This is a genomic window from Phocaeicola faecalis, assembly GCF_021730445.1.
Classification (GTDB): Bacteria; Bacteroidota; Bacteroidia; order Bacteroidales; family Bacteroidaceae; genus Phocaeicola; species Phocaeicola faecalis.
The window spans coordinates 489,162-504,558 of sequence record NZ_JADNRM010000001.1 but is presented as its reverse complement, the minus strand read 5'-3'; the positions used below and the strand labels follow the sequence as shown (position 1 = coordinate 504,558).

Here is a 15,397-nt window from a genome sequence, read left to right as displayed (position 1 = left end):
AGTTGGTCTTCTTTTTTTGATATAATCCGAAGGGATAACAGCGATAATAGGATACAGCCGAAACAATTTACATCTAATTCTGTTAAACATAAGTATCTGTCTAACTAGATAATGTTAATTCGTTTGCAAAATATTTTTTTGAATATAATTGCTGATGTGCGGAATAATTGGATAAATAATTCAAAAAAGCTGTTTTATTACGCAGTATTCCATTATATTTGCATTATCTTAGTATGATAGGTGTATCTATTATTAAATATGTGAATAATAGATATATGCTAAAATGCTAATTATGAGTTTTATGGATTCAGAAAAAGAAGCGCTTGATTTATCTGCTATTGTGACAGGTAACGGCGAAGCCTACCCAAAGCAGTGGTTGGCTGTGTACGTTCGCCTTTATCACGAGAAGAAAACAAGTGCTCGCCTAAACGCTATAGGGATTGAAAACTTTCTTCCGATACAAGAAGAAATTCATCAATGGAGTGATCGCCGGAAAAAAATATCCAGAGTATTGCTTCCTATGATTGTATTTGTTCACGTAGATGCTTTGGAACGGAAGAAAGTGCTTGAATTATATTCGGTGAATCGGTATATGGTGAATCGTGGCGAAAGTGTGCCATTGGTCATACCCGACGAACAAATGGAGCGGTTTCGGTTTATGCTCGATTATTCGGACAGTGCTGTTTCGCTTAATGATTCTTCCCTGATACCCGGTGAAAAAGTACGGGTAATCAAGGGACCTTTATCAGGACTGGAGGGAGAGTTGGTCACTGTAGACGGGAAAACCAAGGTTGCCGTTCGTATTGCAGCATTGGGTTTTGCTTGTGTAGAGATGCCCATAGGATATATAGAAAGACTTAATAACTAGACACAAAAACTAAAGGAATGGATGTAATTTTGCAAAAAAAGAAAACGATTACTGTTGCCCTATTATCTCTGGGTAATGGTGAACATTATCATATCTGTCATTTAAATTATGATTACCCCCATTGTGAGAAAACTTATTCTTTGGCTTTATAATTTAAATTATGATGGAGCATTTGATAATTATCTTAATAGGCTTCGTGCTGGCTATCAGTCTGGCACGTATCATTATTCCCAATATCATCATCATTTCAAGAAGAAAAGGGCTGTTTGATCTTCCTGATGGCAGAAAAGTTCATATACGTCCGATTTCACGTTTGGGAGGCGTTTGTTTTTTCCCCACCATACTTTTTGCCATTACGTTTTTGGTAGCATTGTGTGAGAAGGCAGGATGGTTCTTTTGGACGGATAGCGCGACCCAATTCCCGGAACTTTTATTGCTATGTAGCGGTCTGACTCTACTTTTCATTGTCGGTATTGCCGATGATTTAGTCGGAGTGCGCTGGCGTCAGAAGTTTGTGGTACAGATTTTTGCGGCAGTCATGTTCCCGTTGGCAGGTCTGTATGTAAATGATTTTTATGGAATGTTTGGCATTTATTCCATTCCTGCATACATTGGGATGCCATTTTCTATTTTGCTGGTTGTATTTATCACAAATGCCGTCAATTTGATTGACGGTATAGATGGTTTGGCTTCCGGACTGAGTATTGTTGCCCTGTTTGTATACGGTAATCTGTTTATTTATAATGGCTTATGGCTTTACAGCCTTTTAGCCTTTACTACCATTGGTGTATTACTTCCTTTCTTTTATTACAATGTATTTGGTCAGGCAGAGCGTGGGAAAAAGATATTCATGGGAGACACCGGTAGCTTGACTTTAGGTTTTATTCTCAGTTTTCTAACCATCAAATATATAATGAACCAATATGTAGTGATGAATTTCAATTACAATGGTGCTATATTGGTTGCATTCAGTGTACTACTAGTCCCGTGTCTGGATGTCATTCGCGTTGTCATCCGTCGGGTTCGTAATGGCAAAAGTCCTTTTTTGCCGGACAAAACGCATATCCATCATAAGTTTCTTGCCATGGGATTTACTGTCAGAAACGCAATGATTACTATTTTGTTCATTTCTTTTTTGTTCAGTTTAAGTAATATCCTTTTGGTTAGCTATGTTGATAATACATTGTTGTTTATTGTGGATGTAGCAGCCTGGACAGGGATGCATATGTATATGGATAAAGTGATTGAGAAACGTAAGACATTGCATAGAGCAGAGTAATATTTAAAACAAAATATAGAAATCAATAACCCCTGATATGATATATTGATGGCTTCAATTAAAAAAAATTTCTTATATAGTTCGGCATTAACGGTTAGTGGATATATTTTTCCATTTATTACTTATCCCTATGTATCGCGGGTATTAGGAGTTAATAACATTGGTATATGTAATTTTGTTGATAGCATTATTAATTATTTTGTACTTTTTTCAATGTTAGGAATTAGTGTATTGGGGGTAAGAGAAATTGCTAAAGTAAATGGAAGTCCGCAAAAGGTTTCTAGGGTCTTTTCTGACTTGTTATCATTAAATGCCATATTTACTATTTTATCATTAATAGCTTTGTGTTTTTCGATTTTCTTTATACCACAATTATATGAATATAGATCATTAATGTTCATAGGATTGTTGAAATTAGTGTTTAATTTTTTACAGATAGATTGGTTCTTTCAGGGAATTGAGAACTTTAAGTATGTGACGCTGAGAGGAGTTATGATAAAAGCGTTATATGTTTTACTTGTTTTTATTTTCATACGTGATTCTTCAGATTATCAAGTCTACTATCTTTTGAGTGTTTTAATGGTAGTTTTTACAGCTTTAATTAATATAATGTATTGTAGGCATTTTGTAGATATTAAAATTAAAGGTATTTCTTTTTTGTTTTATATAAAGCCATTTTGCATTTTAGGTATCTATGCATTATTAACGTCGATGTATACATCTTTTAATATTGCGTATTTAGGATTTGTTTCTGGGGAAATCGAAGTTGGATATTATACAACTGCTACTAAGTTATATACTATATTCTTGGCATTATTTACAGCTTTTACAGGAGTAATGATTCCTAGAATGAGTAGCCTTGTCGCAGAAAAAAAAATGGAAGAATTTAAAAGGATATCTAGAAAATCAAGTGATATCTTATTTAGTTTTTCTATACCGTTAATAATATATACTTCAATTTTTGCTCCTCAAATTATTATGTTAATATCGGGAAAAGGATATGAAGGTGCTATTTTACCTATGAGAATCGTTTTACCGTTAGTTTTGTTTATTGGGTATGAGCAAATTTTAATTTGCCATATATTGATGCCTTTGAAAAAAGATAAAGCTATTCTGATAAATTCTATTATAGGTGCATCTGTTGGAATATTATTAAATATTCTTTTAGTGCCTTATTGGGGAAGTATTGGTTCTTCTATAGTATGGTTATTATCTGAAATTGCTGTACTTTGTTCTGCTCAATTTTTTGTTAAAAAATATCTGTTTTTGTCATTTCCATTTAAGAATTTGATAAAAAACATTGCTTACATGCTACCATTGGTGGTATTTGTTATAATCTGCAATTTTTATATTAAATCTTTATTGTTATCACTTTTTATAGGTGCGGGTATTGTGTGTATTTACAGCTTGATAATACAAATATATTGTATTAAAAATGAATTTATTATAGCTGCAATCTCAAAATTAGGAATTAAATAATATGTGTAATAATAGTAGTGATATGGTGGTTGTGAGTGTATTAATGCCGACTTATAATCATGAAAATTTTATAGCAGAGTCTATAAAAAGCTTTCTTCGGCAGGAAGTAAAATTTGATATTGAACTTTTAATAGGTGATGATTGCTCTACAGATCAAACCTCGTCTATTGCTTTAAGTTTTGCAGAGCAGTATCCTAGTAAAATTCATTATTTTCACTATAATGAGAATAGGGGATTGATGCAAAATTATAAGTATTTATTAGAACACGCTAAAGGTAAATATATAGCAATATTAGAAAGTGATGATGTGTGGCTTGATTGTTTAAAATTGCAGAAGCAAGTTGATATTTTTGAAAAGAACAAAAATGTGGGTTTGGTATGTTCTAATTGGTATGTGATTGATGAGAAATCAAAAAAAATAGAAGAGTCTAAAGTTCCATTGAATAATAATTATTCGGAACTTCTAAAAGCTAACTTTATGGCAGCTGTGACTGTATTATTTTCTCGGCAGCTATTTAATAAATATTGTAATATTGATGATTACATAAAATTTAAGTTTAAAACATTTGATTATCCAGTATGGTTATCAATAAGTGCACATTCTGATATTATATATTTAACAGATTATACAGCTGGATATAGATGTTTATCCACTTCCATAAGTAATAGCAATGATATTAGGAAATCTCAAGAGTTCAACGAGAGTATTGATGATATAACAAGTTATATTATAGGAAAATATGGAAGTGGAGATTTATCTTTGAAAGAATTGCAAAATGCGAAAAGATGGCGTTATATGATTCAGTATTTATTTCATGGACATTTATATGCTGCTTTTAAAGAGGCAATATCTTTTAAAGTCATTGATCGTAGAACTTTTTTTATAAAATACTTTTCATTAGTTTGGTTTTTTAGAAATAGACAATTTTGGCGTAAAAGAATCAGATAAAGAAAGTCGTTGGTAATAATTTAATATAAAATAATGTTATGGTTATAGTATGTTCGACTGATGATATGTATGTTCAACATTGTGGAACAATGTTAACATCTTTATTTGAGAATAATAAGGAAGAACAGATTTTTGTATATGTTTTGACAAGTGGGTTAAGTGTGAGGAATTCTAATTCTTTAAAAGCAATAGTTGACAAATATAATGGCGAATATTATTGTTTGACTATTGATGATAAATTGTTAGAAAAGTGCCCGATAAGAGAAACTGATCATCTGACCATTGTAACATATTATAGACTATTAATACCGCAAATATTGCCTCTAAATATAACTAAAGTGTTGTATTTAGATTGTGATATAATCATTAACTCTTCATTAAAAGAACTTTGGGAGATAGATATATCTGATTGGGCTTTGGGGGCAGTGGAGGAACATGGATGTTCATTAAATGACGCATATGAAAGATTGGAATATGAATCTAAATATGGTTACTTTAATGCAGGTGTTTTATTAATAAATGTAGATTATTGGAGAAAAAATAAAGTAGTAGAACGGATAGCGGACTTTATTGCTGTAAATTCAAGTAAATTAAAAGCTCATGATCAGGATGTTTTGAATGCTTTGTTTCATGATAAGTATCTGCATTTAGATTGTAAATGGAATGTGGAAGAGGCCTTTTTTCATAATTCTACAATTGTAAAAAACAATTATAGTGAAGAATTGTTGAATGCTATAAAAAATCCTGTTATATTACATTATACTTGGAAACCTAAACCATGGGAAGCTGGCTGTGAACATCCTTTAAGAAATATGTATTATATTTATTTAGAACGGACAGAGTGGAAAGATTATACGATATCTGAAAAGAAACCTTTGAATCTTTTAAAATCCATATATAAGATAATGGTACGTTTTGGATTAAAAACTCCTATATATTATAAATTATGATTCCTAAAATTATACATTACTGTTGGTTAAGTAATAATCCTATTCCTTCTAAATTACAGGAATATATGGAAAGTTGGAAAAAACAACTACCTGATTATGAATTTATCTTATGGAATTTTGAGCGTTTTGATATTAATTCATCTATTTGGGTAAAACAAGCGTTTGAAGCTAAAAAATATGCATTTGCTGCTGATTATATTAGATTATTTGCTGTATACCATTATGGCGGTATTTATATGGATATGGATGTGGAGGTTGTTAAAAGTTTTAATTCTCTCTTGAACAATTCATGTATTTTGGGCAAAGAAGGTAGTAATGCTATTGAAGCAGGAGTGTTTGGTGCAGAAAAAAATGCTGTTTGGATAAAGGAATGTTTGAGCTATTATGAAAATCGTTGTTTTATGCGACCTGATGGCTCTTTTGATATAAAACCTCTTCCACTTATTATGTACGATATATTATATAATCGTTATATTAAAAATGGAACTTTAAGTATTTTTGAACCTGTTTTCTTGACAGCAAAATCTTCTGCAACAGGAAAAATTTATGCTACTCGGGATACATATACAATTCATCATTTTGCAGGTTCTTGGGTTCCTAAGTCACGCAAGATTGCTTTAATATTAAAACCAATTATAGGTGAAAAGATTATTGATTGGATTATAAAACAAAGAAAATCTTTAAAATGGCTGTAATTACATTTATATTACCAAGAACAGGTGAAGAACCTATTGGAGGTTTTAAAGTTGTCTATGAATATGCGAATCGCCTAGCAAGAGATGGATATCACATAAATATTGTATATGGAATAACTTCTCGTCCTGTCTCTAATTGGGTCATACGCTATGGATATTATTTTTGTAGATGGTTTAGGTGGCTGAAGTATAAATTGTTTTGTTCTTATAAGCCAGATAGTTGGTTTGTTACAGATAATAGAATAAATCATTTATTACGATATAGGCTTAATAAAGCATCAATACCAAATACAACTTATCTATTTGCTACATCTTGGTCTACAGCTTATTGGGTTGATCTATATAATGAGATACCCTCAAATCAAAAATATTATTTGTTACAATCTTTTGAAGATTGGAATGGGGATAAAGATTTTGTTATTAGTACATGGAAGATGCAGATGAATAAAATTGTAATTGCACCGTGGTTACAAGAGATAGCGGATAATCTTAATGAAAAGTCTTTTTTGATTGAAAATGGTTTCGATCAAAAAAAATTTTATTTGACTATTCCTATAGAGAAAAAAAATAAATACGCTGTTACTATGCTTTGGCATGATCATCCGTTAAAATCATGTAATGTAGGATTGAAAGCTTTGAATATAGTTAAGAAGAAATATCCACAATTTAGAGCTCGTTTTTTTGGGGTTCCCGATAAACCTAAAGATTTGCCGGAATGGATTGAATATACTCAAACTCCTTCTCCACAAGAACATCTAGAAATCTATAATTCCTCTTCTATTTTCTTAGGTCCTAGTTCTAAAGAAGGATTTTGTTTAACTCCTCCTGAAGCGATGCTGTGTGGATGTGCAATTGTTTGCACTGATATAGGTGGATATACAGTTGTAGCCAAGGAAGGACAAACCGCATTATTGGCAAAAGTTGGAGATTATAATAAATTAGCTGAAAATATTATCCGATTAATTGAGGATGATGATTTAAGATATAAATTGGCGTATAATGGTCTAAATTTAATAAAAGAATATACTTGGGATAACGCATATAAGAAGTTAAAGGAGGCTATTGATAACCCTCTATTTTAAGTTGCATATATTTTCATAATCTTTCATCAATGCATTTAATAATCATTTTATTACTAGTATTTTTATATGTTTTTTTTAAGATATATAATAATGGTATTTATGAAACCCTTAGCAAAAAAGAGTTTATCTGTCTTACAATAGTATTGGTCTTATCTATTGGGTTGAGAGGGCCAGGAGTAGATAATGATTATACTACTTATGTTGCTTCTATTGGTAACTATTTGACTATAAGTGAGCCAACTTTTATTATTATATCTTCATTAATACAGCTTTTAGGTTTACCCACTTTTATTCTATTTGTTTTTTATGCGTCTATTGGGGTTTCATATAAAATGCGTGCTATATATCATAATTCTTCTTTGCCTTGTGTAGCAGTAATAATTTATATATCTAATATTGCTTTATTGCAAGACATTAATCAAATTAGAGCTGGAGTTGCAACAGCATTGTTTCTCATAGCCGTGCCTTATTTAGCTCAAAGAAAAATAAAAAAATATGTTTTTATTATACTGTTAGCGAGCCTATTTCATTTTTCCAGTTTACTGTATTTTATTCTTTTATTTCTCAGAAAAAAAGAATTGACTTCTAAAACTTTTCTTTTTTGGATTTTCTTGCCTATTATAGGATATACTTTTTATTTTCTTTTGAATCAAAGTCTAATTGAAAACATACCTATTACACCTATTAGAAATAAATTATTGATGTATAGGTCTTTGCAAGAAATGGGTAGCGAAGGATTTGCTGATATAAATCTCTTTAATCCTTATTTTTTGTTTAAATTATTTATTTATTATTTTTTACTTCGATATTATTCATTTCTAAAAAATGAGAATGAAAATTTTACTTTGTATCTGAAAATATTTGGTATTTCTTTATTTGTGTTTCCCGTTTTAGGAGCTGTTACACCGATTTTAGGGTATAGAGCTTCGGATTTATTTGCTTGTATTGAGATATTGTTATTCCCATATTTATTTATTTTATTTAAAGGAGAAAAAATGAAAGCAATTTGTGTAGGATGCTATTTTTTACTCTTGTTTTCAATAAACATATTATATAAACATCTAATATATTTCTAAACTAATTATGATTTCGGTATGTATCGCTACTTATAATGGAGAAAAGTATATAAAAGAACAACTACTCTCCATTTTACCACAATTAGGAAAAAAGGATGAAGTTATTATTTCAGATGACCATTCCACAGATAATACGCTAGAAATAATTAAAGAATTAAATGATAATAGGATAAAAATAGTCATAAATAATAGAGAGAAAGGTTATACTTCTAATTTTGAGAATGCCTTGTCGTATGCAACGGGAGATTATATTCTTCTGTCTGATCAAGATGATATTTGGATGAGTAATAAGGTGGATTATTGTATTGCAGAATTAGAAGAGTATGACTTAGTTGTGTCTGATGCAATCCTTGTAAATAGTAAAGGTGAAAAAATTGCAGATTCTTTCTTTCACAAAAGGAATGTCTATTATTCTTGGTTAGGAAATATCCTTAAATTTGGATTTCTAGGTTGTTGTATGGCCTTTAAAATGAATGTACTTAAGAAGGCTCTTCCTTTTCCTAAAAACCATTTATATTGTACGCATGATAATTGGATATTTTTAGTGGCCCAATCTTTTTACAAGGTGAAAATCTCGCATGAGAAACTTATAAGATATAGGAGACATACTGATAATACATCTGCTGGTGGATTTTCTGATGGTACCACCCTCTTCTTTAAAATAGCTTATAGGTCTTATTTATTATATCATTTGAGTAAACGTTTTTTTTATTAATGATATGAAAATCAGTATTATTACTACAACTTATAATAGTTTGTCAACAGTTGGAGATACTCTTGATAGTATCCTCAATCAATCATACAGAGATTTTGAATCAATTATAATTGATGGGGCTTCTACAGATGGAACATTAGATGTAATTAAAGAATATCAAATAAAATTTGATGGGAGATTACGTTATCTTAGTGAACCTGATTGTGGTATATATGATGCTATGAATAAAGGGATAAAAATGGCTACAGGAGACATTATAGGTATTTTAAATTCTGATGATTTTTTTACTCATGGCGATGTCTTGAAGAAAGTAGCGGAAAGATTCGACAATAATGAGACATTTGATGCTGTTTACGGTGATGTGCATTTTGTTAAATCGAATAATCTAAATAAATGTGTTCGCTATTATTCTTCAAAAATATTTAGGCGGAAACTAATGAGGTTTGGCTTTATGCCTGCGCATCCATCATTTTATATGAGAAAAAGATGTTTTGATGAATTTGGATTATATAAGACAGATTATAAGATTGCTGCAGATTTCGAATTTTTATTGCGAATTATCTTTAATGGGAATATTAAAATAGAGTATATACCAATGGATATGGTGACAATGCGTATAGGAGGGGCAAGTACTTCAGGAATGGGATCACATAAGAGAATCATGAAAGAACATTTACGTGCTTTCCGAGAGAATGGCGTTTATACCAATGTGTTTTTGTTATCTTTACGTTATATATATAAAATAGGGGAATCGGGATTTTCATTTTTTCATTAACATTTTCTTACTAGAACAAATCTCTTCTCCCCATTGTTAAGACTACCAATTTAATTTATAAACAGTAGTCCAACAATGAGTAAATATTTTAAGCTGAGCATATTTTTATGCTTTCTCTTACCGACAATATCATTGGCACAGGTAAAGAATGCCAATAATAACACCTTTGCTTCCTTCATTTGCAAGTTCATTAATGAGAGGGGCTTGGTAGAGTGCCGTATGGTGAATGAGGGTAATTTTCTTACTCTGATGAACAGGGCAGACAAGCTGGTGAATGTGATGTGCACTTGGTATCCCTTTGCAGAAAGTGACGGTTATAAATTCTCACGGAAAGAACTGATTGACCGGAGAAGGAAGAAAGTCGACTTTGTATTAATAGGGTACGGACAGAGGCCGAATAATCCGATGCTCTATTATCTGGTGCCTGTTTCTAAGGTAAAACGGAAAATGAGTGAGAATACTTTGAAAAAGTATCAGGTCGGAATACCGGTATGTGACTTGAGCTTTGTCAATTAAGAATAAAACAAAAATAGTACGGAGAGAAAAGTTTAGGAAAACTCCTTTCACACAAAATGCGCTGTAAGTGTCTGATCTATAGCGCATTTCTGTGAAAGGAGTTATTTCATTTCTATCACGCGATAAAGATTGCCGGTGCGCGTATGTATCCTTTCTACCCCAAGTGACATCAATACTTTGCTGAAACTAGCCGGAGATGCCTGCTTTAATGCATGGGGATAGCGTTTCTTGATGGATAGGAAGATTTCTGCTGCCGACAGTTCCATATACGTTTCATCAGGTTGTGCCGCCCGGAAACAACAATTAAATATGCTCTCTTCTGTTGATTGTCTGTAAAATTCCCGGTTATGGAGATTGATTTCCGCTTCTTCGTCACTGTCAAACCAATAGCGTTCACCACGTAACAGTTCTGTTTTCAGCTGGGCATAGATTTGTGAATGTATGATATCTTCCGTGTTGATTTTCTCTTCTACTTCGATGCAGATAAAACGGCGGCTTCCCGAAGGGTCAGTTAAGATATCTTTACGGTTGGATGTGCCTGCGAATGAAGCGATTCGAGGCAGTTTGGAGAAACTCTTTTGATATGATTTGATGAAACTCAGGCTTGCCATCTGCATCAGATTCTTTAATAAAGGCATCTTCTTGGTTGTTTCTTTGTCAAATTCATCCATACATACCAGCCCGTATTCCGATAATTTGCGGGTGGCCTGTCCCTTAGCGTTCAGGTTGAAATCATCGGTATAATAGTTTTGCAATTCGGGCGGTATCAACATTTTTATATACGTGGATTTTTGTTTCCCTTGTCTCTGACTGACCAGGATGGGGGCCACGCTATTGGCATGGGTGTCGTCCAGGCCCATCCATTGGGCTACCATTGCCAACATCCATCGGTGGAAACTGCGCACCCAGTAATCGTGGGCAGAAACACGCTGTGCCAAGTCGGTCAGCCGGTCTGTGCCGTCCCACAACGGAAGTTCCTGCATATAGAGCCGGAAGGGATGATAGCTGCCGGTTTGTGTGGAGTAAATAAAACGGTTGACGTCTTTATCCCAACAGTTTATCCCTGCCTTGCGGACTGCAATGCAGATGGAGTTTAAGTCACGCTGGCTCAGGGGGGCGAAAGGCAAAGTACCGTGCAGGCGGTATTCGGTTATTTCATTTATCAGGTTAAAGCGGAAATCATAGTGGCGTTTCAAGTATGATTCCATTTGCAAAATGGCATCCAATGCAGGGTCGGTGGACGGAGTTGTTTTTCGGGCACACATTTCTATTAAGGATTCATTCTCTTTTCTCAGATTTTTCAAGTTCCTTTTGCTCATTTTTCTTTTGTTTTTTGGTTTCTATGCAGCTAAGTTACGACATCGGGAGAGGGGTTTGCAAATATTTTTCCGCCTCAGCAAATATTTTTCCGCTTATTGGAAATAAATGCCTGATATGGTGTCAGTCTGCCTTTTTTTTGTTACCTTTATGCTGTAAATGGCATCGTTCCACTTGGCTGGCACGACCGTTCCACTCGGGTGGAACGAGCATGTCAGCCGGGTGGAATTCTCGTTTCACCCGGCTGAGACGATGAGGAGAAAACGTATGGAATAATCGCTAAAAAGGGAAGATTATGAAGGTGGAATATGATTTGTATAAGAGCCCTCCCCGCGAAGTGGACGGGAAGGAGGTGGCGCATCTGCATGCTCGTGTAGCCAGGTCGAAAACGGTTAGTATCTGGAGTCTGGGAGACGATATACAGAAGGCGACCAGTTTGACTAAGAGTGATTTGAGGGCTGTGTTGTGCGAAATGAGTGACCGTTTTGTGGAGGAACTGCAAAAAGGAAATTGTGTGCATATCGACGGCATTGGATATTTTCAGATGACGTTGTCGTGTCCGGCCGATGTGGAAAAGGAAGGAGAGGTGCGGGCGGAGTCTATCCGTTTTAAGTCGGTGGTGTACAAGCCGGAGAAGGCTATATGTGGTAAACTGGAGGGACTGAAGTTTGTCCGTTCCGAAAGAGGGGAGCATACGCTGAATTATTCGGACATTGAACTGATGGGAATATTGAGTGACTATTTTCAATACAACAGTTACATCACCCGCCTTGAATTGGAGCGTGTATGCGGTATGACACGCAGCACGGCTTATCGTCGGATAAAGTCTTGGATAGCGAGGAATATGTTGGAGAAAGTTTCCGGTATTGATGCTTACCGTCCGGTGCCGGGAGCTTTTAGGGTTTCACGTTAACCCGCTTATTATAAGTGGATTAACGTGAGGTTAGGTGTGAAAGCACCTTTATGAATTGTTTTACTCTACAGCTTTTAAGGCTGCTTCGTAATTGGGTTCCTGCGTAATTTCGGGTACCAGTTCAGTATATACCACTTTGCCTTCCGGGTTGATTACCACTACCGAGCGGGCCAGAAGTCCTGCCAAGGGGCCGTCTGTCATCAGTACACCATATTTCTGTGCGAAATCGGATGTATAGCGATAGTCGGACAAGGGGACGACATTGGCGATGCCTTCTGTGGTGCAGAAACGTCCCTGTGCGAAAGGCAAATCTTTTGAGATGGCCAGTACCGTCACGTTCGGGCGGTTGGCTGCCAATTGATTGAATTTGCGTACAGAGGTGGCGCATACGCCGGTGTCCAGACTTGGGAAGATGTTGAGTACTAGATACTTGCCTTTTCCGTCTTTCAATGTATAATTGCTTAAGTCACCTTTTACCAATGTAAATTCGGGTGCAGGAGTTCCTGCTTTTACAAACTCGCCGGCCAGTGTCACCGGCGTGCCTTTGAATGCTGTTTTTGCCATAATTTTATTATTTTAGTTTTGATATTGTAATTATAACAAATGCAGGTGGAAAAAGGTTCACTTACTTTCGTCCTTTGTAAACCAGGAAGCATACTATCAATACACCGATGGCGATGAAGCAGTAGCCCAGCTCGTGGCTGTACTCGGTCACTGTGCTCAGAAGTTGTTCTTCGGGCACTACTGATTGCAGGTAATAGCCGATTGATGCCAAGATACAGTTCCAGATGCCTGCACCTAATGTGGTGTAAAGCAGGAAAGTGGATAGCTTCATTTTGGCTAGGCCGGCAGGGATTGAAATCAACTGGCGTACTGCCGGAATGAGGCGGCCGATAAAAGTGGAGAGCGCACCGTGCTTGTCGAAGTAACGCTCGGCGTTCTGTACTTTTGCTTCGTCTATCAGACACATGTGACCGAAGCGGCTGTTGGCAAATTTGTATACCAAGGGTCGGCCGACAAAGTAAGCAATGTAATAATTGATGATGGCACCGATGTTGGCTCCTATGGTGGCGAAAATAACTACCAGAAATACATTCAGGTCACTATTTCCTCCTGCTGCTTTATAAGCGGCCGGGGGAACCACCACTTCCGACGGGAAGGGGATAAAAGAGCTTTCAATGGCCATTAATAACGTAATAGTCCAATAATTAAGGTGGTCTAAGCACCATTGGATAAATGCAACTGATTCCATGATTAATTAATTATAAGAAATTGTCTAAGTCTACTTTTCCATTATTGACACTGTCTTTCAGGTTACGCATTAACTCGTTAAAGCGTGTGTCGCTCAGTACGGAGTCGCTTGTACCCAGGTTGCTGTATGCGTCGGGCAACTCATGTTTCATCTTTGCGATGTAATGCATACAGGAGATGGCTTCTTCCAGATAGAAATAGCAGTAGGCCAGAAAGAAATAGGTGGCCGGTGCATTATCGGGAAATTCGCGGTTTATCTGTTCGTAGTATTGTGCGGCGAGTTTGAAATTCTGTGTGTCGAAACAGGCGGCACCGATGGTGAACAGAAACTCCAGTCGTTCATCTTCCATGATTAGGGTCAATGCCTGCCGGAAGTGCAGTTCTCCTCTGGCTTGGTTTTCTTCTTTGGCGGCCTGGTCATTACATTCCTTGGCTTCCATCAGGAAGAACCGTCCTGCAACGACGAGTGTGTCGGGGTCGTTTTCGTTCAGTTCCAAGGAGCGCCGGATGAATGCCTGCCCCACACCGCTGTGCCCTAAAGCAGCATGGCATAAGGCAATGTCGCCATACAGTTCGGACAGTTCGTATGTATTTAGTACATCTTTATTGTCTAGCAGTTCCTCTATATAATAGATGGAGGAAGTATAATCCTGCATTTCGAAATAGGTCTTTGCCAATGCCAGATAAGCGCGTGCTTTATTCTCCTGTCGGTCTGCCAGGCGGAGATAGTAATCGCAGGCTTTTTGCAATTCACCGCTTTGCTGGTAGCAGAAAGCTTTAAGTGTCAGTGCCTCTGTATTGCCGTCGTCGATGGCCAGTGCAAAGTCTATTGCCTCGTGTGCCTCTCCGAAATCATTGGTACTCAGGTAGCATTTGCCCAGACTGTTCCAATGGTTGATGGAGTAGGGGTAGCGGTCGAGTGTGGTCTGCAGGAGAGGGATGGCCTCTTCGGGATGGTTGAAAGTGATATAGAAGTCACACAACAGGTCTCTGAATTTCTGACTTTTTTTGGGAAGGGAGTCAAGGTCGTAGGTGTCGCTGACGCGTTTAATCCATTTCTTTGCCAGTGCTTCCTGATTGGCGTCTATATAGGCAAGGATAATATCGATAAGGGTTTCGAGCTTTCCATCCTCGTCGGCAGCCAGTTCTTCGAATACATGGTCGGCCTCTTTCAGACGTCTTTCTTCCATTAGCAAGTCGGCTTTCAGGAATTTCACTTCGCGGTCTGATTGGTCTTCAATCAATTCCATTACCAAATACGCTTCGTCCAGCCTGCCTTTCATGGCTAGGGACCGGGCACGGAAAATCAAGGCATCCGTATCATTGGGATGCAATTGTAAAGCAAAATCTATTGCAGCTTCTGCTTCTGTTTGTCTTCCTTTTGAAGCATAATATTCAGCGATGTCTGTCAGTTCGTCAGCATCAAAATAAGCGGGGGTATGGTTTTCTACCATACCCTCGTATTTTTCTAATGCTTCTTTAAATTCCGGGTCTTCAAAATAGGAAGACAGGTCATTGTTCATAAGCAGTTT

Annotated in this window: 16 protein-coding genes; 12 read left to right on the top strand and 4 right to left on the bottom strand. The window is 35.9% G+C overall.

The genetic code is table 11. The features are described from left to right. The first annotated feature begins 301 nt into the window (after nucleotides 1-301). The 11 genes from IR173_RS02155 (at nucleotide 302) to IR173_RS02105 (ending at nucleotide 10,384) form a co-directional block, all read left to right on the top strand. Nucleotides 302-868: a UpxY family transcription antiterminator gene (locus IR173_RS02155; RefSeq protein WP_237038041.1), complete on the top strand. Its 567-nt coding sequence runs from the start codon at nucleotides 302-304 to the stop codon at nucleotides 866-868. A 163-nt stretch (nucleotides 869-1,031) separates the two neighbouring features. After that, entirely contained in the window at nucleotides 1,032-2,147 is a 1,116-nt protein-coding gene (locus IR173_RS02150; RefSeq protein WP_237038418.1) for an MraY family glycosyltransferase, read from the top strand. Between the two features lie 48 nt (nucleotides 2,148-2,195). Continuing rightward, the gene (locus tag IR173_RS02145) at nucleotides 2,196-3,626 is read left to right on the top strand and encodes a flippase (RefSeq protein WP_237038040.1); all 1,431 of its coding nucleotides are present in this window, start codon (nucleotides 2,196-2,198) and stop codon (nucleotides 3,624-3,626) included. Between the two features lies 1 nt (nucleotide 3,627). Beyond that, nucleotides 3,628-4,575 (top strand): glycosyltransferase, encoded by a 948-nt coding sequence (locus IR173_RS02140; protein ID WP_237038039.1) that lies wholly within the window; start codon nucleotides 3,628-3,630, stop codon nucleotides 4,573-4,575. Nucleotides 4,576-4,613: 38 nt separating this feature from the next. Further along, nucleotides 4,614-5,525: a glycosyltransferase family 8 protein gene (locus IR173_RS02135; RefSeq protein ID WP_237038038.1), complete on the top strand. Its 912-nt coding sequence runs from the start codon at nucleotides 4,614-4,616 to the stop codon at nucleotides 5,523-5,525. Next, entirely contained in the window at nucleotides 5,522-6,220 is a 699-nt protein-coding gene (locus tag IR173_RS02130) for a glycosyltransferase family 32 protein (protein ID WP_237038037.1), read from the top strand. Before IR173_RS02135 ends, IR173_RS02130 begins: the two co-directional genes overlap by 4 nt. Then, nucleotides 6,211-7,302, top strand: coding sequence for a glycosyltransferase family 4 protein (locus IR173_RS02125; RefSeq protein ID WP_237038036.1), 1,092 nt, complete (start codon nucleotides 6,211-6,213; stop codon nucleotides 7,300-7,302). The genes IR173_RS02130 and IR173_RS02125 overlap by 10 nt, the downstream gene beginning before the upstream one ends. Before the next feature lie 29 nt (nucleotides 7,303-7,331). Then, a complete protein-coding gene (locus tag IR173_RS02120) occupies nucleotides 7,332-8,378 on the top strand; it encodes an EpsG family protein (RefSeq protein ID WP_237038035.1) in 1,047 nt (348 codons plus the stop codon). A 7-nt stretch (nucleotides 8,379-8,385) separates the two neighbouring features. Then, entirely contained in the window at nucleotides 8,386-9,093 is a 708-nt protein-coding gene (locus tag IR173_RS02115; protein WP_237038034.1) for a glycosyltransferase family 2 protein, read from the top strand. A gap of 4 nt (nucleotides 9,094-9,097) precedes the next feature. Next, complete coding sequence (locus IR173_RS02110) at nucleotides 9,098-9,868, top strand: glycosyltransferase family 2 protein (RefSeq protein WP_237038033.1); 771 nt, start codon at nucleotides 9,098-9,100, stop codon at nucleotides 9,866-9,868. Between the two features lie 75 nt (nucleotides 9,869-9,943). Beyond that, nucleotides 9,944-10,384, top strand: a complete 441-nt coding sequence (locus IR173_RS02105) for a hypothetical protein (protein ID WP_237038032.1) — start codon at nucleotides 9,944-9,946, stop codon at nucleotides 10,382-10,384. Between the two features lie 101 nt (nucleotides 10,385-10,485). Here the strand turns inward: IR173_RS02105 and IR173_RS02100 are convergent, their stop codons facing one another. Then, nucleotides 10,486-11,703, bottom strand: coding sequence for a VapE domain-containing protein (locus IR173_RS02100; RefSeq protein ID WP_237038031.1), 1,218 nt, complete (start codon nucleotides 11,701-11,703; stop codon nucleotides 10,486-10,488). Between the two features lie 293 nt (nucleotides 11,704-11,996). Between IR173_RS02100 and IR173_RS02095 the strand changes: the two genes are divergently transcribed. Beyond that, nucleotides 11,997-12,614 carry an HU family DNA-binding protein gene (locus IR173_RS02095; protein WP_237038030.1) on the top strand — a complete coding sequence of 206 codons (618 nt, stop codon included), beginning with the start codon at nucleotides 11,997-11,999 and terminating at the stop codon, nucleotides 12,612-12,614. A 60-nt stretch (nucleotides 12,615-12,674) separates the two neighbouring features. On the opposite strand, the gene tpx is transcribed toward IR173_RS02095, so the two are convergent. From tpx to IR173_RS02080, 3 genes are all read right to left on the bottom strand, one after another. Continuing rightward, nucleotides 12,675-13,178 carry a thiol peroxidase gene (tpx, locus tag IR173_RS02090; protein ID WP_237038029.1) on the bottom strand — a complete coding sequence of 168 codons (504 nt, stop codon included), beginning with the start codon at nucleotides 13,176-13,178 and terminating at the stop codon, nucleotides 12,675-12,677. 61 nt (nucleotides 13,179-13,239) lie between these two features. After that, complete coding sequence (locus IR173_RS02085; RefSeq protein ID WP_237038028.1) at nucleotides 13,240-13,866, bottom strand: DedA family protein; 627 nt, start codon at nucleotides 13,864-13,866, stop codon at nucleotides 13,240-13,242. Between the two features lie 10 nt (nucleotides 13,867-13,876). Then, entirely contained in the window at nucleotides 13,877-15,388 is a 1,512-nt protein-coding gene (locus IR173_RS02080; RefSeq protein WP_237038027.1) for a tetratricopeptide repeat protein, read from the bottom strand. Between the last annotated feature and the right edge of the window lie 9 nt (nucleotides 15,389-15,397).